At 30.8% G+C, this 23,789-nt stretch carries 16 protein-coding genes and 2 tRNA genes; 12 read left to right on the top strand and 6 right to left on the bottom strand.

Annotated features, from left to right (window positions below; all coding sequences use genetic code 11):
- The first annotated feature begins 233 nt into the window (after positions 1-233).
- From mobV to T1L09_RS04225, 6 genes are all read left to right on the top strand, one after another.
- Complete coding sequence (gene mobV / locus T1L09_RS04250) at positions 234-890, top strand: MobV family relaxase (RefSeq protein WP_322549708.1); 657 nt, start codon at positions 234-236, stop codon at positions 888-890.
- Complete coding sequence (locus T1L09_RS04245) at positions 874-2,304, top strand: type IV secretory system conjugative DNA transfer family protein (protein WP_322549707.1); 1,431 nt, start codon at positions 874-876, stop codon at positions 2,302-2,304. The genes mobV and T1L09_RS04245 overlap by 17 nt, the downstream gene beginning before the upstream one ends.
- A 29-nt stretch (positions 2,305-2,333) precedes the next feature.
- Positions 2,334-2,864: a hypothetical protein gene (locus tag T1L09_RS04240; RefSeq protein ID WP_322549706.1), complete on the top strand. Its 531-nt coding sequence runs from the start codon at positions 2,334-2,336 to the stop codon at positions 2,862-2,864.
- Positions 2,865-2,930: 66 nt separating this feature from the next.
- Positions 2,931-4,598, top strand: coding sequence for a hypothetical protein (locus tag T1L09_RS04235; protein ID WP_322549705.1), 1,668 nt, complete (start codon positions 2,931-2,933; stop codon positions 4,596-4,598).
- A gap of 159 nt (positions 4,599-4,757) precedes the next feature.
- Positions 4,758-7,769, top strand: coding sequence for an HsdM family class I SAM-dependent methyltransferase (locus tag T1L09_RS04230; protein ID WP_322549862.1), 3,012 nt, complete (start codon positions 4,758-4,760; stop codon positions 7,767-7,769).
- Positions 7,769-8,482 carry a hypothetical protein gene (locus tag T1L09_RS04225; RefSeq protein ID WP_322549704.1) on the top strand — a complete coding sequence of 238 codons (714 nt, stop codon included), beginning with the start codon at positions 7,769-7,771 and terminating at the stop codon, positions 8,480-8,482. The genes T1L09_RS04230 and T1L09_RS04225 overlap by 1 nt, the downstream gene beginning before the upstream one ends.
- A gap of 218 nt (positions 8,483-8,700) precedes the next feature.
- Here T1L09_RS04225 and T1L09_RS04220 read toward each other — a convergent pair.
- The 3 genes from T1L09_RS04220 to mutS form a co-directional block, all read right to left on the bottom strand.
- A tRNA-Leu gene (locus T1L09_RS04220) sits at positions 8,701-8,786 on the bottom strand.
- Positions 8,787-8,803: 17 nt separating this feature from the next.
- A tRNA-Gly gene (locus T1L09_RS04215) sits at positions 8,804-8,876 on the bottom strand.
- A gap of 155 nt (positions 8,877-9,031) precedes the next feature.
- Complete coding sequence (mutS, locus tag T1L09_RS04210; RefSeq protein WP_322549861.1) at positions 9,032-11,599, bottom strand: DNA mismatch repair protein MutS; 2,568 nt, start codon at positions 11,597-11,599, stop codon at positions 9,032-9,034.
- A 262-nt stretch (positions 11,600-11,861) separates the two neighbouring features.
- Between mutS and T1L09_RS04205 the strand changes: the two genes are divergently transcribed.
- Complete coding sequence (locus T1L09_RS04205; RefSeq protein ID WP_322549703.1) at positions 11,862-12,389, top strand: RNA methyltransferase; 528 nt, start codon at positions 11,862-11,864, stop codon at positions 12,387-12,389.
- 184 nt (positions 12,390-12,573) lie between these two features.
- On the opposite strand, the gene folK is transcribed toward T1L09_RS04205, so the two are convergent.
- Positions 12,574-13,758 (bottom strand): 2-amino-4-hydroxy-6-hydroxymethyldihydropteridine diphosphokinase, encoded by a 1,185-nt coding sequence (folK, locus tag T1L09_RS04200; protein WP_322549702.1) that lies wholly within the window; start codon positions 13,756-13,758, stop codon positions 12,574-12,576.
- Between the two features lie 67 nt (positions 13,759-13,825).
- Between folK and sppA the strand changes: the two genes are divergently transcribed.
- Together sppA and T1L09_RS04190 are read left to right on the top strand one after the other, a co-directional pair.
- Positions 13,826-15,592 carry a signal peptide peptidase SppA gene (gene sppA / locus T1L09_RS04195; RefSeq protein ID WP_322549701.1) on the top strand — a complete coding sequence of 589 codons (1,767 nt, stop codon included), beginning with the start codon at positions 13,826-13,828 and terminating at the stop codon, positions 15,590-15,592.
- Positions 15,593-15,771: 179 nt separating this feature from the next.
- A complete protein-coding gene (locus T1L09_RS04190; RefSeq protein ID WP_322549700.1) occupies positions 15,772-18,387 on the top strand; it encodes an AsmA-like C-terminal region-containing protein in 2,616 nt (871 codons plus the stop codon).
- Between the two features lie 56 nt (positions 18,388-18,443).
- On the opposite strand, the gene T1L09_RS04185 is transcribed toward T1L09_RS04190, so the two are convergent.
- On the bottom strand, positions 18,444-19,235 hold the full coding sequence (locus T1L09_RS04185) for a DUF2797 domain-containing protein (RefSeq protein ID WP_322549699.1): 792 nt from the start codon (positions 19,233-19,235) through the stop codon (positions 18,444-18,446).
- A gap of 102 nt (positions 19,236-19,337) precedes the next feature.
- On the opposite strand from T1L09_RS04185, the gene T1L09_RS04180 reads away from it, so the two are divergent.
- From T1L09_RS04180 to T1L09_RS04170, 3 genes are all read left to right on the top strand, one after another.
- Positions 19,338-20,846, top strand: coding sequence for a GH3 auxin-responsive promoter family protein (locus T1L09_RS04180; protein ID WP_322549698.1), 1,509 nt, complete (start codon positions 19,338-19,340; stop codon positions 20,844-20,846).
- An 11-nt stretch (positions 20,847-20,857) separates the two neighbouring features.
- Positions 20,858-21,022, top strand: a complete 165-nt coding sequence (locus tag T1L09_RS04175; protein ID WP_322549697.1) for a hypothetical protein — start codon at positions 20,858-20,860, stop codon at positions 21,020-21,022.
- Between the two features lie 158 nt (positions 21,023-21,180).
- Positions 21,181-22,380, top strand: coding sequence for a hypothetical protein (locus T1L09_RS04170; RefSeq protein WP_322549696.1), 1,200 nt, complete (start codon positions 21,181-21,183; stop codon positions 22,378-22,380).
- A 150-nt stretch (positions 22,381-22,530) separates the two neighbouring features.
- Here T1L09_RS04170 and clpX read toward each other — a convergent pair whose 3' ends face one another.
- Positions 22,531-23,763, bottom strand: a complete 1,233-nt coding sequence (gene clpX / locus T1L09_RS04165; protein WP_322549695.1) for an ATP-dependent Clp protease ATP-binding subunit ClpX — start codon at positions 23,761-23,763, stop codon at positions 22,531-22,533.
- Between the last annotated feature and the right edge of the window lie 26 nt (positions 23,764-23,789).

Genomic DNA, 23,789 nt, shown 5'->3' with positions numbered 1-23,789 from the left:
AACAAATTTATTTTTCAATTACAAAGTGTAGTACTCACTACACTTTCTTCGAAAGTTTGTTCGCCTTTTTCTTTGAAAAAGGGGGGATAACTAATAAGATTTTTCAAATCTTATTAGTTATCCGTTGGAACGCTTTTGCTATGCAAAAGCTGTTTTTTTTCATTTTCTGCTTTCAGCAGAAAAGACCAAATATTTGAGTGAGAAATTTAAGTGAAATTTTTAAATGAAATATTATGAGTTACGCAGTAATGAGAATGATAAAATTAAAATCCGATTTAAGGGGAATTGGAAAACACATTGACAGAAGTTTTGGAGGAGAAACAATTAGTCCACAAAATGCAAATCCTGAAGAAGTAAGTAGAAATATTCATTGGGACAATACAGGGAAGTCATATTCTCAAAATGAATGGACTGCCTACACAAAAGAAAACCATTTACAAAAAAGGGTGAATGATAACATTAATAAAAATTACACTCAAGATAAAAAAATAAGAGCTGATGCGGTTAAGGCAATTGAATATGTTTTTACATCAGATAATCAAAAAATGAATGAAATTTTTAGTGATGATAAATTATATCAATCATGGATTAAAGACAATAGAGATTTTATTAGTGAAATATACGGCGAAAACAACATTGTTTCCATGCATTTACACTGTGATGAAAAAACATACCATTGTGAAATAGTTGTAACACCAGTTACAACAGATGGACGCTTATCTGCAAAGTCATTTATTGATGGAAAGAAAGACTTATCGGCTCAGCAAACTGCTTATGCTGAACTAATGAAAAAATACGGAATGGAAAGAGGAGAATTAGGTTCTACCGCAAAACATCAAAGACCAAATACAAGAAAAATAAATATTAGAAAACATGATTGGAATCGTTAGTTTAATAATTGTGACAGTTGTCATTATCTATTTTTTTAAGAAAAGAAATAGTAAAAAATATTTTTATCTAAAGGGAAAAAATAAAACTTATGAAATACGAAATTTAGATAGAGGAATTATCGGAGTTGGTGGAGCTGGAAGTGGAAAAACATTTTCATTAATAAATCCATTATTAGCACATTTAATTGAAGAAAGAGGGGTTTTATGTTTTGACCCAAAAGGAGATTTAAGTAGCTTAATAAATAAAAAAGCAATTCAAGTAAATAAACCAATTCTAAATTTTTCATTGGATAAAAACTATGATAGAATAAATCCATTGACTCTTTGTGATGATAAAAGCGATATTATTGATTTTAGCTCTTATTTCTTGAGCGGAATTGTAGGAATTCCTAAAAATGATAATGCTAAATATTTCTTTAATTCTGCAAAAAGTATTTTAACGGGAGTAATTATATACCTCAAAAATAAAGGAGAAAAATATACAACTATTCCACATGTAATCGCACTTTTCTTGACCGTTTCACCTGAAGAATTAATCAAGCTTTTATCATCAGATAATGAAGCCAAAAGAGCTTCAACAATCTTATTAAGCGTAAAGGACGACCCTAAATTACTGGGAAGTATAATAAGTACATTCACAGCTTTTTTTGCCTCGTTAGACACTCCGAAAATATACAGAAACTTACTTACTGAAGAAAAATTAAACTTGCCAAATAATCCTGAAAATCCTTGTGTTATAAATTTAATTTTCAATTTACAAAAGAGAGATTTATACAGTCCAATTTACAGTAGTATCATTGGTTTAGTACTTAAAAAGATGAACACGTCTAATCAGCACAAAAGTGCTGTGATTATAGACGAGTTCACTTGTTTAGCAATTCCGGACTTTCAAAACATTCCTGAAACAGCAAGAAGCAATAAAATTGCTACTTGCATCGCAATTCAAGATTTTTCACAATTAGTAAACCGATATGACAAAGAAGTTGCATCATCTATTATTTCAAACATGGGAACACAATTATTATTTAGAACTACAAACCCTGAAACATTAGACCACTTTCAGAGAACATTAGGAACAAGAGAAACTAAAAAGGAATCAAAAACAACACCTGATTTTAGCATTACTTCATCAAAAACAGTCAGTTATACAGACAGAAATATTATGCAAAAAGAAGATATTATAAAATTTAAGCCAGGGCAAGCTTGGGGAATTATAGCAGAAGGAAATCATCATTTTGTCGAAAGCGACCAAATTAATGGAAACCATTATTTAAAACACTTAGAAAATATAGAATTTGAATTAAACATAACAGATGATGAAAGGGAGCGTTACGAAAGTGTTTACACTGATATAAACGAATTATTAGGCAAAAAGAAATCACAACCACCAGTAAAATTTAACATTCAAAAATAAAAACTATGACACAGATATTCACATTAGCATTGAAAGCTTTAAAATATATTATTTACCTTTTTTTGATTCTTTACTTTTTTAGCTTTTTAGTTCTTGCCTTAGAAGTTATTGTTGAAATTGAAGCTTTGAACAAATACACATTTTTATCATTTTTATTTGCTCTTTCTACAATAACCTATTTAGTATCAACTTTTCTTTTTCAAAGAATCGTAATGGGAAATTCTTTTTTTAAATCGATAGCCTTATCAACTTTGACTTACTTAATGTTCTTCCTGATTAGCTTTATAATTTTTAATATTAATTATGAGCCAACCTTTTATGATGAGCAAAGTAAAACCAGTTTCAAGAGTGTATTTCTTGATTATAAAGAAATTTTAAATATCAATAAATTAAGAGTTCCTGAAGAAATAACAAATACTCAATTAGCATTTATAGAATTTGAAAAATACTTTTTGATCATATTTTTATTATGTATTTTAGCGGAAGGGTATTTCCTTTACAAAAAAAGAGAAAATATCAAACTTACAACTGTATTTTTCAAATTGAATATCAATAATTAGTCTTTAGATTTTTTCTAAAAAGTTGTTTTCATCAAAAACTAAGTTTAACACATTAGAAGATTAATCATGAAAAGATATACACCATTTGAGTTTATAAAAGAAGCAACAGCTATTCATGGAAATAAATACGACTACTCAAAAATCAAATATGTTTATTCGGATGAAAAATTACACATTATTTGTAAAAAGCACAATTTTGAATTTTTAAAAAAACCAAACCTTCATTTAAAAGGAAGTGGTTGTCCTATTTGTAGTGGATATAAGAAAATAACTAATGATATTTTTGTTAAATTAGGGCAAAAGTTGTATAAAAATAAAGATTCATATGAAAAAGTTAACTTAATTAATAATCATCAAAAAGTGATTATAACATGTAAAATTCATTCCCATTTCGAAAGAACCCCTGATGAATATTTAGAAGGAAAGGGATGTGACAAATGTGCTAGAAAAGTTAAATACACAACAGAAGAGTTTATTAAAAAATCTAAATTAATACATGGTAAAAAATATTTATATGATAGAACAAATTATATAAATAATAAAACAAAAGTAACTATTACTTGCCGTGTACATGGTGATTTTAATCAGTTTCCAAGTAATCATTTTAGAATTAAAGCAGGCTGTGATAAATGTGCAGGTAATTCTAAATCCACATCTGAAGAATTTATTAAAAAATCAAAATTAATACATGGCGAAAGATTCAAATATGATAATGTAATTTACATTGATAGAAAGACTGAAGTAATGATTACTTGTCCTGTTCATGGTGATTTTCCACAAAAACCAAGTAATCATTTAAGTGGAAAAGGCTGTAATGAATGTGGTGGAAAAATTAAGTTGACAAAACAAATATTTATCGAAAAATCAAAATTAATACATGGTGAAAGATTCAAATATGATAATGTAAATTATATTAATAGAACAACTACAGTAATGATAACTTGCTCTGTTCATGGTGATTTTCCTCAAACACCAAATAGTCATTTAAGTGGTAATGGTTGTAGGAAATGTAGTGGAAAAATAAAAAAAACCACTAAAGAGTTTATTAAAAAATCTAAATTAATACATGGTGAAAAATATTTATATGATAGAACAAATTATATAAATAATAAAACAAGAGTAACTATTACTTGCCCTGTACATGGAGATTTTCCTCAAATACCAATTAGTCACTTGAGTGGAAAAGGCTGTGATAAATGTGCAGGTAATTCTAAATCCACACCTGAAGAATTTATTAAAAAATCAAAACTAATTCATGGTAATAAATATTCTTATGACAATGTGAATTATATTGATAGAAATACCGAAGTAATGATTACTTGTCGTTATCATGGTGATTTTCCTCAAACACCAAATAATCACTTAAGTGGTAATGGTTGTAAGAAGTGTAAATATTCAAAAGGAGAGGCTGCAATAGAAACTGTTCTAAAAAAATTAAATATTGAATTTAATTCACAACATACATTTGAAGATTGTGTATATAAGAGAAGGTTGTTTTTTGATTTTGCAATATCTGTTAATGGACAAGTTGGTCTTATCGAATTTCACGGAGAACAACATTATAACAAAATATCTTTTTTTGATAAGAGGAAGCAAAATGCAGAAGCAAGAATTCGAGATGAAATAAAATTGAATTATGCTAAAACAAAAAATATTAAGTTACTTATAATTCCATTTACTCAAATTGATAATGTTGAGCAGTTAATTAGAGAATTTGTAAGTAGAGATTTTTAGAAATTATATTTATAAAAATAAACAACTACAAGAATAATGAAATTGTATCTAAATTAGATTAACAAAGAGGTAATGTAAAAACTAAATTAAAGAAGTAACTATAAGTTTTTTGATTAATAATTTATCATCTTTTAAATATTAAAATGTACTTTTGCTTTGATGAATCACGAATTATTATATTGCTTAGAAAAATTAGAAATGATAGGGGATTCAGAGTTTCGCTCTGGGTTAGTTTCTGTTCGTGAATTAAAGTCAAATAAAAATTTGCCTCCTGAAGAATATATTGCCTTAGAGAATGCAAATAAGTACAAGGCAAATTACGTCTATTTTAGAAGGTTTGAAAGTAGACCATCTGTTCCTCAAATTTACCTTTATGATTTTACAGACAATATAAATGTTAAAGAGGAAGATTTAACGAATATACATAAGCAACTCTATAGTTCTGGATTGGTTCCAATGTTTTTTATTTTCACTAAAAAAGACGTTCGTATTTTTAATTGTTTTGAGAGACCTTCTGAAGGAAGAAGCCTTAAATATACTCCTTTGACAATTATTAAACTAGCCTCCAATTTATCAGATGAAATAGACGAATTTAATAATGAAGAAGAGTTTAAGGCATTTTCGGGGAAATCATTTGATAATGGTACTTTTTGGGAAAATTCAAAATATTCTAACAAGTTTAATTTTAATAATAGCGCTTATGAAAAACTTCTAGGAGAGCTTAAGCAAGCCTTAAAAGATATTATTAGCAATAATATTCTACCATCAAATATTGCTCGTAAAATGATGGTTGTGTCTATTCTCATAAAATATTTAGAGGAAAGAGAGGATGAATTCGGCAATAAAGTATTTCCTTCAGATTTTTTTTCAAGATTTGGTGCTAACTCATCAAAATTTACAGATGTATTAAAAACGCCAGGCTCTTATTTAAAGTTATTAGATTATCTTTCAAAGCACTTTAATGGAGGTGTTTTTGAACTTGAAGAAGAAGAAAGAAATTACATTTCCAATCAAGATTTATCAAGATTTGGTCAATTTTTAGATGGAGATACTGATGGAATTCAATTTGTTTTTTGGAGATTATACTCATTTAATGACTTACCAGTTGAGTTAATTAGTAATATCTATGAAGAATTCTTAGGAAAACAACCTGGAGTTGTTTATACTCCTCCTTATTTAGTGAATTTTTTGCTAGATGAAGCAATGCCCCTAAGCAACGAAAATACTGAATTTAAAATACTTGACCCTTCATGTGGTTCGGGTGTTTTTCTTGTAGGAGCATACAGAAGGTTAATTTATAGATGGAGAAGAAAAAACAACTGGAGACATCCAGATTTAGTTATTTTAAAAAAATTATTAAAAGATAACATATTTGGTGTAGAGCTAAAAAAAGAAGCTGCACAATTAACTGTATTCAGCTTAAGTTTAGCATTATGTGATGAATTAACTCCATTGCAAATATGGAAAGATCTTCAGTTTGACGACCTTCAAAAAGAAAACATTATCCATGATGACTTTTTTAATGTTGTTTTAAATAATAAATTCAAAAACAAATTTGACTTAGTCATTGGAAACCCCCCTTTTGAAGCTAAATTAACTAAATCTGCAGAAAAAGTCGAGACAATTAGTGCTAAAGAAAGAACTCTATATAATTCAGAATATAATTTTAAACTTAATAATTCTTTAATTAAATTACCTGATAATCAAATATCTTTATTATTTCTTGAAAAATCAATAGATTTATGCAAGATTAATAGTTTGGTTTGTCTTATTCAGCCTTCAGGACCATTACTTTACAACAATAGTTCTTTTCTATTTAGAAAATCATTATTAAAGAAATATAATGTACCCCAAATCATAGACTTTACTTCTTTAAGCGAAGTTTTGTATGGCAATGCAAAAGTAGCAACTGCAGCAATTTTTGTTAAAAACGAGAAACCAAAAAATAAAAGTTTACTTCATGTAACTGTACGCAGAACAAAGGCACATAAAGAAAAATTATTTTTTGAATTAGACACATACGATTTTCATAATATCCCTTATGATTTAGCGATAAATGATTCATTAGTTTGGAAATCAAACTTCATTGGAGGTAGTAGATATCATCAGTTAATAAAAAGATTGGCAGACTTACAGACATTTGAAGAGTTTTTACTCAAACAAAAGGAAACATTTGGTTGGGAATTTTCTGAGGGATTTACAGCTGCGATTGACTCTGATATTAAGAAAATATCAAAATTAGAAAATGACAGACAAAATTCCATTAGTGCTGAATCGGCATATCAAATTGCACTAAAGAAAATGAAAGCTCATTTTTTAACAGGAAAAAGACACTTACCAGTAGAAGCATTAAGTACATCAGGAATTGATGATTCAAAAATAGAGGAAGAATTAAGCTTAGAATATTTTCATAGTAAAGGAAATGCAAAAGTATATCTTGCACCCCATTTATTAATAAAAGAAGTCGTAGAAGCGTCCTCTTTTTCAATTCCTGTTGAATACAGAAAGGATGACTTGGTCTTTAAAAATTCTATTTTTGGAATTCATGGCCATTCAGAAGAATCACTTCTTGAAATTAAAAAAAGGTTCTCAAATAATCAGCTTTACCCATTCTATTTAGCAGGTATTAGCGGAAGATATATGGTTAATAAATCTTCGTCTTTGTTAGCTTCTGATTTAAAAAAACTTCCTTATCCTGAATTTGAAGATGATTTAAAAATAAGTGAATTTGAATCAATTTTAATTAGTGATTTTGGAAATTATATTCTTGAATTTAGAAGAAAAGGTGAAAATTCTAAAATTGCTAAAAACAATGTTTCTAAATCTGAACTTAATGATTTCGCTAATATATTTTGCAGAGTCTTAGAAGGTGTTTTTAACTCCATTAAACCCTATAAATATTTCGAAACAGATTCATACATCTGTTATCCTTTTTATTTTGGTAGTGAACCAAATATTGATTTTAGTGATTCTAAAAATGCGGATAAGTATATAGAAAATCTTGTGAGAAAGAATTCTGGAGTCAATTTAAGGTTAACTCGAATAGTTAGGATTTATGAAGGAAACGTTATTTATTTAATTAAACCGAAAAAACTGAGATATTGGTTGAAATCTATTGCGCTTAAAGATGCAGATGATACTTTTTCAGATTTAAGAAAACAAGGATATTAATGTTAGCAGATATTAATCAAAATATTAGTAATGGAGAACTAACTCACGGTATAGAAATTGATTCTTCAATAAAATGTGTTATTGGTTTTATAGAAACTCACTTCTTAGAATTTTCAGAAAAAGTAAAAGGAGAAATTAATGCAAATGAAAAATCTTTAACAGATAGATTATGTAAACATTTTAACCGTAAAGCAAATAGTTATCCATTTTATTTTCATCATGAAAATATTGAGAACCACGCCTCGGGAATAAGCCCTCAAACTGATATTGGCACATTGTCAGAAAATGAACAACTAATAATTGGCGATAGAAGTTACGGTGAATTTGATTCTTTTTTTTCAATTGAAGCAAAAAGACTGCCAACACCAGGTCATAATCGAGAAAAAGAATATGTAGTTGGTTATGAACGCCCTTGTGGAGGTATTGAAAGGTTCAAAAAAGGGATTCACGGTAAGAAGCTTAAATATGCTGCAATCATTGGTTATATTCAAAGTGAAGAATCCAACCATTGGTTTTTAAAAATTAATGATTGGATTAGCGAACTTGTTTTAATTAATCCTGATTTATGGAAAGTTGGTGAGCAATTAATCAAAAAAGAATCAAACTCTGACGGAATTGATAAATTTAGTTCAAAAAATTTCAGACTAAATGGAGATGGAGAAGAAGACTTCATTGAGTTATTTCATTTTTGGGTAGACCTACAGACAATATAAATCCAAAGAAGACCTATATCAAACACATAAAAACCCCCGTTAAATATTAATTTAACGGGGGTTTTTATGTGAATTATAAAATAAATATAAAAAAATTAACCTTTAATTATTTTAAGTAAAATTTAAAAGAAATAAACATTTTTAAAGTTTTAGCCACCCTTTTGACCACCTTTAAAAATAAAAAAGCCTCATAATCAGCAGATTACAAGGCTTTCAAGTACTCAAGGCGGGACTTGAACCCGCACGGGCATTACTACCCACTGGATTTTAAGTCCAGCGTGTCTACCAATTCCACCACTCAAGCAATTTATTTTGGTATAGAGCGAAAAACGGGGCTCGAACCCGCGACCTCGACCTTGGCAAGGTCGCGCTCTACCAGCTGAGCTATTTTCGCGTTTTTTGTAATCTTAGTTTTTTAAAAGAACGTCGCTATACTTGTTCCGTATTGCGAGTGCAAATATAGTACATATTTTTATTCTCGCAAGAACTTTTTAAATAAAAATTAAAACTTTTTTATAACCTTTTGATAACTAATTAATTATTTTTTAATTATTTTTTTACCAACATCCTTTTTATCTCATTTAGCTTCATTAATGCTTCCACTGGAGTCAAGGTATTAATATCAATATTCATAATTTCTTCTTTAATATCTTCTAATAACGGATCGTCTAAATTGAAAAAACTCAATTGCAGTTCATCATTTGCGGCTTTAATTCCAGATAATTCTTCGCTTGAATGTCTTTTTTCTAATTGTTTCAAAAGTTTTTGTGCTTTCTGAATTACAATTTGAGGCATTCCAGCCATTTTTGCCACGTGAATTCCAAAACTATGAGCACTTCCGCCTTTTACTAATTTACGAATGAACAAAACAGTATCTTTTAACTCCTTTACAGAAACGTTATAATTGTGAATGCGTTCAAACGTAACTTCCATTTCATTTAATTCGTGATAATGCGTAGCGAACAATGTTTTTGGTTTGTTTGGATGTTCGTGCAAATATTCTGAAATCGCCCAAGCAATCGAAATTCCGTCATAAGTTGAAGTTCCTCTTCCAATTTCGTCTAGCAACACCAAGCTTCTTTCCGAAATATTATTCAAAATCGAAGCCGTTTCGTTCATTTCAACCATAAAAGTAGATTCGCCCATCGAAATATTATCGCTCGCTCCTACTCTAGTGAAAATTTTGTCCACAATTCCCATTCTAACGCTTTCCGCAGGCACAAAACTTCCCATCTGAGCCAAGAGCACAATCAAAGCAGTTTGACGCAAAATTGCCGACTTACCCGACATATTGGGTCCGGTAATCATAATGATTTGTTGCGTATCGCTATCCAAATAAACATCATTGGCAATATAAGGTGTTCCAACAGGCAGTTGCTTTTCGATTACCGGATGTCTTCCGTCTTTAATTTCCAATTCAAAACTCTCGTCAAGAACTGGACAAACGTATTTATTATCAATCGCTAATTGCGTAAACGAATTCAAACAATCTAATTGAGCAATTAAATTAGCATTCAACTGAACGTGCTTGATATATGTTGCAATCCAATTCACTAATTGTTCGAACAATTGGGTTTCTAATTGATGAATTTTTTCTTCAGCTCCTAATATTTTCGATTCATATTCTTTTAATTCTTCGGTAATATAGCGTTCTGCATTTACCAAAGTTTGCTTACGAATCCATTCGGTTGGCACTTTGTCTTTGTGCGAATTTCGAACTTCAATATAATAACCAAATACATTATTAAATGATATTTTTAACGAAGGAATTCCTGTATTAGCACTTTCTCGTCGTTCTAAATCTTCTAAATAACCTTTTCCAGTCGAAGAAATACCGCGCAATTCATCTAATTCGGAATGTACTCCAACCGCAATTGCATTTCCTTTATTGATACTCACCGGAGCATCTTCTTGAATCGTAGTTTTTATTTTTTCACGCAATAATTCACAAGCGTGTAAACTATCGCCAATTACACGTAAAGCTTCATTTTTACTATCCAAAGCCAATGTTTTAATTGGAATAATTGCATCTAATGAATCTTTTAAGAAAATAACTTCTCTTGGCGAAATTTTACCTGTTGCTACTTTCGAAATCAAACGTTCTAAATCGGAAATTTGTTTGATTTGATATTGGATTTTTTGTAGAATCTCAGGATTATCTTTTAAGTAGGAAACCACTTCGTGACGACTTCTGATTTTAGTAATATCTTTCAACGGAAGTGCCAACCAACGTTTCAAAAGTCTGGATCCCATTGGCGAAAGCGTTTTATCAATCACATCCAAAAGCGTTACTGCATTCGGATTATAACTGTGGTATAATTCTAAATTTCGAATGGTAAATTTATCCATCCAAACGTAAGCATCTTCGGCAATTCGCTGAATGCTTGTAATGTGTTGAATTTTATTGTGTTGGGTTTCTGACAAGTAAAATAAAATCGCACCTGATGCAATTAATCCTTCGTTTAATTCTTCGACACCAAAACCTTTTAAGGAATTAGTTTGAAAATGCTTCATTAAACTTTCCAACGCATAATCTTCTTTATATACCCAATCTTCTAAGAAAAAAGTATGAAAATCAGGACCAAAAACCGACGTAAACTGGTTCTTAAATTGCTTCGGAATTAAAACTTCGCTAGGGCGGAAATTTTGCAACAATTTATCAATATATTCTTCATTTCCTTGCGACACTAAAAACTCTCCAGTTGAAACATCTAAAAATGATACACCGATATTTCTTTTTCCAAAATGAATTGCGGCTAAAAAGTTATTCGATTTTGAATTTAACACCTCATCATTCATAGAAACTCCTGGCGTTACTAATTCGGTAACACCGCGTTTCACAATGGTTTTAGTCATTTTCGGATCTTCTAGCTGATCGCAAATTGCAACACGAAGTCCGGCTTTGACTAATTTTGGCAAATAGGTATTTATAGAATGATGTGGGAAACCAGCTAAAGCCGTTTCAGTTGCAGAACCAGCTCCTCTTTTTGTCAATGTAATTCCTAAAATTCCGGCGGCACGAACTGCATCTTCTCCAAACGTTTCATAAAAATCGCCTACACGAAAAAGCAAACAAGCATCGGGATATTTACGTTTTATCTCGTTGTATTGCTTCATTAAAGGCGTTTCCTTTGGTGTTGTATCGGAAGAAATTTCTGCTTTTTTAGCCACAATTTTAGGTTTTTAAGTACAATTGCGAAGGTAAGAAAAACTGAAGCAATAGCAATGGCAAAATTTAATAGCAATTACAATTGCAAAAATTAAAAAATTAAACACAAATTCCACAAATAACCTTAAAAGTCTTTGAAATCCGTACTTGTTTAAACTTTTAAACATCAATAAGTTTTTAAACTTTTAAACTAAAATATATCTTTGCATTATGAGAAAATTAGCCAACGCAGAATTAGAACGTAAAAATGTAGATGAATTTAAAGACGCTAAAAAAACACCAATTATTGTAGTTCTTGATGATATTAGAAGTTTACATAATATTGGTTCGGTTTTTAGAACTTCGGATGCCTTTTTGATTGAAAAAATCTATTTGTGTGGCATTACGGCTGTTCCGCCTAATAAGGAAATTCATAAAACCGCTCTTGGTGCGACAGAAACCGTGACATGGGAATATGTAAAAGATGTTTTAGAAGTTGTCAATAAATTAAAATCGGAAAACATAAAAGTATATTCAGTAGAACAAACCGAACACGCAATTATGTTAGATAAATTTCAAACAAAACCAAATTCAAAATACGCTTTAATTTTCGGAAATGAAGTAAAAGGTGTTTCGCAAGAAGCAATTAATCTAAGTGATGGTGTTATTGAAATTCCGCAATTAGGAAGCAAACATTCCTTAAACATTTCAGTGAGTGCTGGAATTGTGATTTGGGATTTATTTCAGAAAATGAATTGAAAGCTTCTATTTAGCAACACAGATTTAAGAAATTAATAAAATCTTTACTGACATATAGAAACAGAGATTGCTATGGTTTTCATTTAAGCATTTAAGTCAGATAAGTTTATCTTTCTGATTATAATTTATAATACTATTCTAGGAAGGAGATGCTGAAACAAGTTCAGCATAACAAAAATCCAGTTTATTTAGTTGTAATCTTCTTATTTATCGCATTCAACAAAAAAACATAATCTTCTTGTTTTTTTACAAAATCTAAATCGGATACATCAATAACCAAAACATTCAAATCGGTTTGCGTTTTGATGTAATCTAAATAACCTTGATTTATTTTTTCTAAGTATTCTGCTGGAATTTCTTGTTCGTAACTTCTTCCTCTTTTCTTTATATTTTGCAACAAACGATCCGTGTTTTGATACAAATAAACATATAAATCAGGCTTTGGCATTTCCTTGTGAATGATGTCAAACATCGTTTTATACAGTCGAAATTCATCTTCTTGAAGCGTTACTTTTGCAAAAATTAGCGATTTAAAAATGTGATAATCCGCCACAACAAAATCTTTGAACAAATCAAATTGCGCTAAATCATCAGACAATTGTTGGTAACGATCCGCCAAAAACGACATTTCTAATGGAAACGCGTAGCGACTCTGGTCTTTATAGAATTTTGGTAAAAAAGGATTATCGGCAAAACGTTCCAAAACTAATTTAGCATTACAATCTTCGGCTAATTTTGTAGCAAGTGTCGTTTTTCCAGCGCCAATATTTCCTTCAATGGCAATATAATTGAAGTTTTGTAAGCTTAATTTTTCAATAGGCGAAATCAAGTTTTGAACGACTTTGCACTCGCTCTTATCTTCACAGTTCAGTACTAATTCTGCAATAGATTTTTTATAGATTGGATGCTCCCAATTCAGACCTAAATCTAACATCGGTTGTAAAACAAACTTCCTGTTTTGTAATAAAGGATGTGGGATATTTAAATTTTCAGTCGCTATAATCTCTTCATCAAAAGAAATAATATCAATATCAATAATTCTAGCTTGATAGCCTGCCTCATTTGCACGAACTCTTCCTAACTTTTTTTCGATTTTTAAAACTTGTCTCAATAACTTTTGAGCTGATTTTGACGTATGAACCAAAATAGCACAATTATAAAAAGCATCACTTTCAAATCCCCAAGCAGGCGTTTCATATAATTTAGAAACTTTAATAACAACTGCTACTTCATTATTTATCAAATCAATACAAGATTGAATCATAGTCAATCGATCGCCTTCGTTGCTTCCTAAAGATAATATTACTTGATGTTGGTTCATATTGGCAAAATAACAAACAATTTTAGACTTAAGTTTTACCTTTTTCATTTTTTTATGAACATGTAACAAATTTGTTGTTTCTACTACTTATAGTCAATTAATAAATACTATTGAAATGAGATTTTTAGGAAATGTAATTGCAACAATTGTTGGACTATTTGTTTTTATTATGATATTTTTCTTCGGAATAATCATCATCGGTGCTATTTTTGGTGGTGATGAAGACCACGTTAAAGTAAAAGAAAATTCTGTAATCGAATTAGACTTATCGAAAGTGACTTTAGATTATTCAGGAAAAACGAATTACAAAGATTTTAATTATTTTGAAGCGCATCACAACGGTGTTACCGATATTTTAAATGCGATTGAAGTGGCTAAAACAGACAAAAACATCAAAGGAATTTCTATCTTAAACAATCAGTCGAGATTAGGAATGGCGCAAAGTAAATCAGTTCGTGATAAATTAGAAGAATTTAAAAAATCAGGGAAATTTGTCTACTCGTATTCCGATTACTACACACAAAGCGACTATTATTTAAATTCTGTTGCCGATAAAATTTATTTAAATCCGATGGGTGAAGTAGATTTTAAAGGATTGTCGTCGGAAATACTTTACATGAAAGATTTACAAGAAAAATCAGGTGTGAAATTTGAAGTTATTCGTCACGGAAAATATAAAAGTGCTGTTGAACCTTTTCTTGCTCAAGAAATGAGTCCGGAAAACAGAGAGCAAATGACTGTTTTGTTAAATTCGGTTTGGAGCACGATTGTTTCAGACATTGCGAAAAGTAGAAAAATATCAGTGGCACAACTAGATGCAATTGCAAATACCTTGGGAGCAAGAACTCCCGAATTGGCTTTAGCAAACAAAATAGTAGACAAAATTGCTTATGAAGATGAATATCACGATGCAATTAGAGCAAAATTAAAAGTCGATAAAAAAGACAAATACAACATCGTAAGTGTGAAAGATTATGCTAAAAAAGCAGTTTCAACAATTAACGATTATTCGAAAAAAGACATTATTGCGGTTGTTTATGCACAAGGTGAAATTTCTGGTGGTGAAGGTGATGTAAATGTAATTGGTGAAGGTTCAATTAAACGTTCTTTAGAAGAAGCACGAAAAGATGATGACGTCAAAGCAATTGTATTAAGAGTTAACAGCCCTGGCGGAAGCGCTTTAACATCTGAATTGATTTGGAGAGAGATTGAAATTACTAAAAAAGTAAAACCAGTTGTAGTTTCTATGGGGAATTATGCGGCTTCAGGTGGTTATTATATTGCAGCTAATGCGGATAGAATTTTCGCTGAACCAAATACGATTACAGGTTCAATTGGAGTTTTTGGAATGTTACCCAACATGAACCAATTAGGTAAAAACATCGGAATTAACGCCGAACAAGTAAAAACGCATGAAAACGCAAGTGGATACAGTGTTTTTGAACCAATCGATGAAAATTTTAAAGGATTTGTTTTAGAAAGCATCGAAAAAACATACGCTACTTTCTTAAAACGTGTAGCTGATGGAAGAAAAATGACTACAGAGCAAGTAGATGTAATTGCACAAGGAAGAGTTTGGACTGGGATTGATGCTCATAAACTAGGTTTAGTGGACGAAATTGGTGGTTTAGATGCTGCCATTAAATACGCTGCAAAACTAGGAAAAACAACTTCATACAGAACAGAAAACTATCCAGAATACGAAAAGAGTTTTGAAGATATGTTAGCTAATTTCACTGGAATGGCGATGTTTAAAACCAAAGAGCAATTATTAAAAGAGCAATTAGGCGAAGAAGGTTTCCAAATGCTCGAACAAATAAAACGTGTAAAAAGCAGAAAAGGTATTCAAGCTATTATGCCTTATGAACTGATCATTAATTAGTACTTAACTTTTAGCAAGTTATAATCCCAAAGACAGTTTGTTTTTGGGATTTATTTTTATAAGTTTACTTTGCATTACTATAAATTTTCGGATTTTGGTACTACTTTTGCTCTTGCATAAACTAATTGCAATAAATAGCACCATTTACAAAATAGAATTCACTCTTAAAAAATACAATTATGTTGAAAAAAATCTTAAAAGGAACTGGCATATTTTTACTAGTTGTTATTATTGCTTTGGCTGCGGCACCTTTTTTATTCAAAGATAAAATTAAGGAACTGGTTGCGAAAACTTTAAATGAAAACGTAAATGCAACAATTGCATTTAAAGATGTAGATTTAAGTTTATTCAAAAGCTTCCCGCAAGCTAATGTTTCTATTGCAAATCTTAGCATTGTGACAAAAGCTCCTTTTGCAAACGACACACTTTTATATTCGGGCGAAACTAACGTAACAATGAGTATTAAAGAACTATTTAAAGGCGATGGCGAAGCTATGAATTTAGAGAGTTTTAGCACTATTGATGGAATCGTAAACATTATTTTCAATAAAGACGGTGTCGGAAATTTTGATATTGCCTTAAAACAAGCCGAAGAAGAAAAACCTTCAAGCAGCAAACCGTTTGCTTTAAATATTCAGAAATACGATGTTACTAACCTAAAATTCACTTACATCGACGAAAGTTCTAACATGAAAATGGTTTTAGACAGTATTAATCATGAAGGGAAAGGGAATTTTGCTGCTCAAAAATTAGATTTAGAAACTAAAACCACAGCAAAACTATCTTTTGATATGGACAAAATGAACTATATGAACAATGTAGCCATTTCATTAGATGCCATTTTAGGAATTGATTTAGAAAAAAGTAAATACGAATTCAAAGACAACAAAGCCTTAATCAATCAATTGCCATTAGAATTCAACGGATTTATTCAAATGGTTGAAGCGGGACAGACTTATGATTTAACATTCAAAACACCAACATCTGATTTTAAAAATTTCTTGGGATTAATTCCAGCAGCTTATTCAGGCGATATTAACAAAGTAAAAACTACTGGACAATTTTCGGTAGACGGAAAAGTAAAAGGTAATTTAACCGAAACTACAATTCCTGCTTTTGATGTAAAAATTGCGTCTAATAATGCGTCTTTTCAATATCCAAATTTACCAAAATCGGTTAAAAATATCGTGATTGACACACATATTATCAATGAAACAGGTTTAATGAACGACACGTATGTAAATTTGAAAAAACTTGCATTTTCAATTGACCAAGATGTGTTTAATGCAAAAGCAAATATTAGAAACATCGCTACAAATGCTTTAGTGGATGCCGAATTAAAAGGAACTATCAATTTAGCAAACGTTACCAAAGCATATCCAGTAAAGTTAGTCAAACCATTAACCGGAATTTTAAAAGCGGATGTTAAAACCAAATTCGATATGAAATCGGTTGAAACTTCGCAATATCAAAACATACAAAATTCTGGAACCGCAAGTATCACAGGCTTCAATTATGAAGGACCGGAAATGGCAAAACCTTTTAAAATTATTCAAGCAAATGTTGCTTTTAATCCAAATCATGTTGAATTAAGTAAGTTTGATGCAAAAACAGGTTCATCTGATCTTCAAGTAAATGGAACTTTAGATAATTTTTATGGTTTCTTATTTAAAAATCAAATCTTGAAGGGGAATTTCAATATGAATGCTACAAAATTAGTTGTGTCTGATTTTATGGCACCAACGACTAAGGTTGAGGAAGGAAAGAAAACTACTGAAGCGGTAAAAATTCCATCATTCTTAGATTGTACGATTACTGCAAAAGCAGGAACTGTGGTTTATGACAATTTAAATTTGAAAAACGTTTCTGGAACACTATTAATCAAAGACGAAGCCGTAAATTTAAACAATTTGAAAATGGATATTTTTGGCGGAAATATTGGCTTAAGCGGAAGTGTTTCAACGAAAGGGAAAACACCAAAATTTAATATGAACTTAGGATTAAATGCCGTTAATATTGCGGAATCATTCACGCAATTGGATATGTTGAAATCAATTGCTCCAATCGCAGGAGTGATTAATGGAAAATTAAACTCAACCATTAAATTATCAGGTGATTTACAACAAGATATGACGCCTAATTTAAAAACAATATCAGGTGATTTATTAGGGCAATTATTATCTACCACCGTCAATGAAAAGAATTCTAAGTTATTAAGCGCATTAACTTCTAATGTAAAATTTTTAGATGTTAGTAAATTAAATTTAAATGATGTTAAAGCAACGCTGTCCTTTGAAAACGGAAAAGTAAACGTGAAACCCTTTGACATAAAATATCAAGATATCGCTATAAACGTAGGCGGAACACACGGTTTTGACCAAACAATGAATTATAATGTTAAATTTGACGTTCCTGCGAAATATTTAGGAACAGAAGTGAATAATTTATTATCAAAATTAACACCTACAGATCAGAATAAAATTGAGAATATTCCGGTTACGGCATTACTTGGAGGAAACTTCAGCAATCCGAAAATCACAACCGATATGAAACAAGCTACTACAAATTTAGCAACGCAATTGGTGAAAATGCAAAAGGAAAAATTGGTAAATCAAGGAACAAATGCCTTGAAAGATTTACTGAATGGCGGTAAAGGAAATCCGGCAACTACACCAACTACAACTGATACTACAAAAACACCAACAACTCCAAAAGAGGATATTAAGAACACGGTCAAGGACAAAGCCGCTGGCGCTTTGAAAGACTTGTTTGGCAAGAAGAAAAAAGAGGAATAGCCTTTTTAAAATAGCACTAAAAAGAAACCCTTTCAAAATTTGAAAGGGTTTCTTTTTTATAAATTAATTTTCACCACATAACCTTCAAAAGTTCTTACATTAAAAACCGTTCCATCTTCAAATAATAAATATTGCCCTTTGATTCCGGTTAATTTTCCTGCGAAATTTGGTGTTTTTTCTAAATTCAGACTTGTAACCTTTTTGGGATATTGTAAAACTGGAAAATCCATTTGTATGATTTTTTCTTCTTTTGGAAAATATTCTTTTACCTCATTTGGCAACCATTCAAATGCTTTGTTTCGTTCTAAAAATAAGTCAACATTTGGCACGTCATTTTTTAGCATTTTTTGCCAATTGGTTTTATCTGCATAATGATTTTTCAAAGCAACTTCGGTAATTCCTGCTAAATATCTGTTTGGCACTTCTACAATCGGAACCGCTTGAACCGCTCCTTGATCAATCCATCTTGTTGGAACTTGCGTATTTCTCGTTACACCAACTTTAACTTCACTAGACAAAGCCAAATACACTACGTGAGGTTGTAATTGCACACGTTTTTCATAGGCCAAATCTCTATCTTCAATATCTAAATGCGCTGTACTTAATTCGGGCTTCATAATCCAATCGCCCACCGCTGGACTGCTCATAAAACAATCGTAACAAAAACCTTGTCGAAAAACTTTCTTTGCTTTTTTACAATTCAAACATTGATAACCTTCAAATGCAATTTCGATGTCTTTTCCTAAGAGCTGATTGACATTTAAAAAACTATTTTCAAAAACCAAATAATATTGAATTGGACTTCCTAATTCGGTTTGCATTTTTGAAAGTGTGCCTTGGTAGTTCATTTGTATAAAGATTTTCTTTTTGTGAAGAATTATTTAAAAAAAATGTTATTTTTGGTAAAGTTATTATTCCGTTTTAAGAATTCAAAATTAGAATTACACTAAATGCCTTTACAAATTATAAATTCCGTTGCCACTTGGTTTTTGAAGAAACGAATTCATCAAATGGAATTGTTTTTAAAATATCCGCACGAAGTGCAAGACGAATTACTTTTAAACTTAATTAAATCCGCGGAAAACACTCAATTAGGAAAGAAATATGATTTCTCTACTACAAGAAACTATACTAAATTTTGCGAGCGCGTGCCTATTTCTACCTATGAAGATTTAGAACCTATAATTGAATTAACTCGAAAAGGCGAACAAAATGTGTTTTGGCATTCGAATATAAAATGGTTTGCAAAATCAAGCGGAACGACTAACGCTAAAAGTAAATTTATTCCAGTTAGTGCCGAGGCGTTAGAGAATTGCCACTATAAAGCGAGTAAAGATTTATTGTGTTTGTATTTAAATAATAACGAAGAATCACAATTGTTCACTGGTAAAAGTCTTCGCTTAGGCGGAAGTAAGCAATTGTATGAAGACAACAATACTTTTTTTGGTGATTTATCCGCAATTCTTATTGACAATATGCCTATTTGGGCCGAGTTCAGTTCGACACCTTCCAGCAGAACGTCTTTAATGGGAGATTGGGAAACGAAACTTCCGGCAATTATTAACGAAACCATTAATGAAAACGTTACAAGTTTAGCTGGCGTTCCAAGTTGGATGTTAGTGTTGCTTCATAAAGCACTAGAAACCACTGGGAAATCGAACCTGCACGAAGTGTGGCCAAATGCTGAGGTTTATTTTCATGGTGGCGTAAATTTTGATCCTTACATAGAACAATACAAAAAATTATTCCCGAAAAATGATTTTAAATATTATGAAATCTATAATGCTTCTGAAGGTTTTTTTGCTATTCAAGATCAAAATGACTCAGAGGAATTACTATTGATGTTAGATTATGGAATTTTCTACGAATTTATTCCGATGGATACTTTTGGTACATTAAACCAGCAAGTTATCCGTTTGAATCAAGTCGTTTTAAATAAAAATTATGCATTGGTTATTACAACAAACTCGGGTTTGTGGCGCTATTTAATTGGCGACACGATTCGTTTTACTTCTTTGAGCCCTTATCGCATTAAGGTTTCGGGAAGAACAAAACACCATATTAATGTTTTTGGTGAAGAATTAATGGTTGAAAACACTGATAGTGCAATTGCAAAAACGTGTAAAGAATTTAATTGCGAAATAGTAGATTATACGGTTGCCCCTATTTTTATGAAAGACAGCGAAAAAGGATCGCATGAATGGTTAATTGAATTTAAAATTGCACCAATTGATTTAGAAAAATTCCGACATTCGCTCGACGAAAATATCCAAGGCGTCAATTCTGATTATGAAGCGAAACGTTATAACAATATGACTTTAAATCCACTATCTTTGCGAGTGGCCCGTCAAAATTTATTTTACGACTGGTTAAAAAAACAAGATAAATTAGGCGGACAGCATAAAGTGCCAAGACTTTCAAATGATCGTAATTATTTAGAAAGCTTATTGCAATTATAAAAGTAAAACTTATGAAAAAAATAGTTATTTTAATCGCAGTAACTACCGTTATAACTTCTTTGTATTCTTGTGGTCCACGACGTTATAAATGTGGCCCATATAGAAGATGTGAAATTAATAAAAAAGCAACTGATTTTGATGTGCCAAGAGCATTTCAGCAAGACTACACGGTTTAATTTTCACTACAGTTATAGCCCAGTGAAAAACTATTCTTTTGAGCGTTTAATCGATTTTTAGAGATAGTTGTCGGGTAAATTATATTATTTCAAAATTTAATGCTTTTTTTATATAAAATTATAGCTCAAAGCTTGTAATTATATAAAATTATTAAATTATGAATCAACTTAAACCATTAGCTATATTTCTTTTTTTCGGAATGACATTGTTGAGCTATTCACAAAAGTCAAAAACGAAAGATGGAAAAGATTCCAACACTAGCAGCTATAGTAAAGGAATTTTCTATTCACTTAGTGATTCAAAAATAAACACTGAATTGAATGAAATAGGAGTGACTTTTTTTAGAAATAAATATATCTTTTTATCGAATAAGAAAAGGAGAATTATTGAAGCAACTAAAGGCGCACCAATAAAAGAACCTAATAATTTTATGTATGTTTTAAACATTGATGAAAGTGGTGATTTATCATTTCCCTTACTTTTTTCACAGAAACTAATTTCAGAAAACAACCAAGGTTCTGTTGGCTTTTCTCCAGATCAAAAAATCATCTATTTTACTAAAGAAAATGCAAAAGATAGTAATATTTATACTTTACATAAAGCAGATTTTGATGAAAAAAATCCAGATCGATGGATTAACTTAACTGAATTAAAAGTTGTTCCTTCCGCGTTTTCAATAGAAACACCTTGCATTTCTCCAGACGGTAAGAAAATATATGTAGCCTCAAATATTCCCGGCGGTTACGGCGGATTTGATCTCTATGAAGCGCCTATTCTAAAAGATGGTTCAATTGGTAAATTAGTAAATTTAGGAGCGAAGGTTAACACTTCTACAGATGAAAAGTATCCATTTTTATCTTCAGACAACAAACATTTGTATTATTCGTCTAAAGGTCACGCTAATTTAGGTGGTTTTGATGTGTTTAGATCTTCTTATAAAAATGGTGAATTTTCAAGAGCAGTGAATTTAGGAAAAAGTTTTAACTCTGAAAGTGATGAAATCGCTTTCGCTATGGGAACAAAAACAACAGGTTATGTAACAACCAACAGAAAACAAAAAGACAATTTTGATATTTTAAAATTTGAAGCTAAAAAACAAAATAACACACAACAAACGTACACCGTTGTAAAAGAGCAATCTAAAGCAGCATTACCAAACGTTGTTGTAGTTGTAAAAAACGAATTTAATAAAATGGTTGCGGTTTTAAAAACAGATGCCAACGGTAAAATTAAGTTTAATCTGGAACCATTATCAGAGTACACCATAGCTATTAACACCGCTGGTTATGAAGCGTATAATATGCAAATTAGTTTAGATGATGAAAATATAGATTTCAATCTTAAGAAAATCAAATAACAAAATTTTAGTAGACAAGAATCTTCATTTTACCAAGTCTAAGAAAAGAATTTGATCTCAACTATAAAAAAACAAAATTAGCTATAACTACTAGTTATTAAAACATAAAAAAGGTCGCCAATTGGCGACCTTTTTTATGTTTTAATACAATTAAGAAACGGCTTTTAAACGTTGTAATAAGTTTTTATTCAAACTGTTTTCTGCATATTCTTTTGTTACTTGCAAGTGCTTCTCATTTGAACTTGGCAATTCGTACATAGCGTCGGTTAAAATTGCCTCACACAATGAACGCAAACCTCTTGCTCCTAATTTATATTCTAATGCCTTAGAAACGATATAATCTAAAGCTTCTTCGTCAATATCTAAAGTTACTTCATCCATTTCAAACAATTTTCTGTATTGCTTTATAATAGCATTTTTAGGTTCGGTCAAGATTGCTCTTAATGTTTCAGCATCTAATGGATCCATATGAGTCAAAACCGGCAAACGACCTATAATTTCAGGAATTAATCCGAAATCTTTCACATCTTTTGGCGTCAAATATTGCAACAAATTGTCTTTATCAATATTATCGGTACCAATTGAAGAACTATAACCGACAGCTTGTCTGTTCAAACGTTTTGAAATAATTCTTTCAATTCCGTCAAAAGCACCACCTGCAATAAATAAAATATTTTGCGTGTTTACTTCAACAAATTTCTGGTCTGGGTGTTTTCTACCTCCTTTTGGTGGTACATTCACAACAGTTCCTTCTAAAAGTTTTAACAAAGCTTGCTGCACACCTTCACCTGAAACGTCACGCGTAATAGATGGATTATCACTTTTACGAGCAATTTTATCAATCTCATCAATGAAAACAATTCCACGTTCTGCTTTAGCGACATCGTAATCAGCTGCTTGCAGTAATCTTGTAAGAATACTTTCCACATCTTCTCCAACATAACCTGCTTCTGTTAGTACTGTTGCATCAACAATTGCAAGCGGAACATTTAACATTTTCGCAATGGTTTTAGCTACTAATGTTTTACCTGTTCCTGTTTGTCCAACCATCAAAATGTTAGATTTTTCAATCTCCACTTCATCATCTAGTTGAATTTGCATCAAACGTTTGTAGTGATTATAAACCGCAACACTCATTACTTTTTTAGTTTGATCTTGTCCGATGACATAATCATCTAAAAATGCACGAATTTCTTTAGGCTTTAATAGAATTAAATCTGCAGCTAAATCTGAATTTCCTGCTTGTTTAATTTCCTCTACAACGATTCCGTGTGCTTGTTCAATACATTTGTCGCAAATATGCGCATTTATTCCTGCGATCAGTAAACTTGTCTCAGGTTTTTTCCTTCCGCAGAATGAACATTCTAATACTTCTTTTGCCATTACTCAGTGATTAGTGAAAAGTGATT

It is taken from the genome of Flavobacterium psychraquaticum, from assembly GCF_034497725.1.
In the GTDB taxonomy this organism is placed as follows: Bacteria; Bacteroidota; Bacteroidia; order Flavobacteriales; family Flavobacteriaceae; genus Flavobacterium; species Flavobacterium psychraquaticum.
The sequence above is the reverse complement of the archived record's forward strand: the minus strand, read 5'-3'. Positions and strand labels throughout refer to the sequence as shown.